This window comes from Thauera phenylacetica B4P (genome assembly GCF_000310225.1).
GTDB classification, from domain to species: domain Bacteria; phylum Pseudomonadota; class Gammaproteobacteria; order Burkholderiales; family Rhodocyclaceae; genus Thauera; species Thauera phenylacetica.
In genome coordinates this window covers 1-678 of sequence record NZ_AMXF01000560.1, presented here as the reverse complement: position 1 = coordinate 678, position 678 = coordinate 1, and the positions used below count along the sequence as shown (strand labels likewise).

At 77.9% G+C, this 678-nt stretch carries 1 pseudogene; it reads left to right on the top strand.

What is annotated here, in order from left to right:
- A pseudogene (locus C667_RS23680) lies at nucleotides 1–678 on the top strand (S8 family serine peptidase); the annotation flags it as partial.

The following is a 678-nucleotide window of genomic DNA, read 5'->3' as shown; positions in this document are numbered from 1 at the left end:
CGCGCTCGGCTGGACAGCGCGCTTCGACTGCCCGCCGCGCGGACTTTGTGCCGAGGTCGGCGCCGACCTCGCCGCCCTGCGCGCCGCGCTCCCCGCCCTGCGCGCGGTCGCACCGTACGAGGCGGAGGATTGCGCGCGCGCCGGTGCGGGCGGGGTCGCCGCGCTGCCTGCGACCGTCGATGCGGTGGCCTTCAGCGAGGAGGATCGCGCGCGCCTCGAGGACGAGCTTGCCGCCGCCGGCCTGCGCGTCGTCGCGAGTAGCCGCTACAAGCTGCGGGTCAGCGGCGAGGCGGGTGCGGTCGCGCGGCTGCGCGACGCGGTCGGGGTGAAGATCGCCGATCCGGGCACCCTCCCGCGCACGGCCTCGGCGTCCTTGCGGCTCGCGATCGGTGCCGCCGAATCGTTGGAGGCAGCGGGTGGCGGGACGGCCGCCCCGGGCGGCGGCGAGGGCGAACTGATCGCGTTCGCCGACACCGGCCTGGGAAGCGGCGCGACGGATGCGCCGCACCCGGATTTTGCCGGGCGGGTGCAGGCGATCCATAGCTGGCCGCTCGCGCCCGGATGGTCGGCCTTCGTGCGCGCTCCGGGCGCGGACGACGGCGGCGCGGACCGCGGCAGCGGCCATGGCACCCACGTGGCGGGGCTGGCCGCGGGCGACGGCGGCATGAGCGCCGGCAG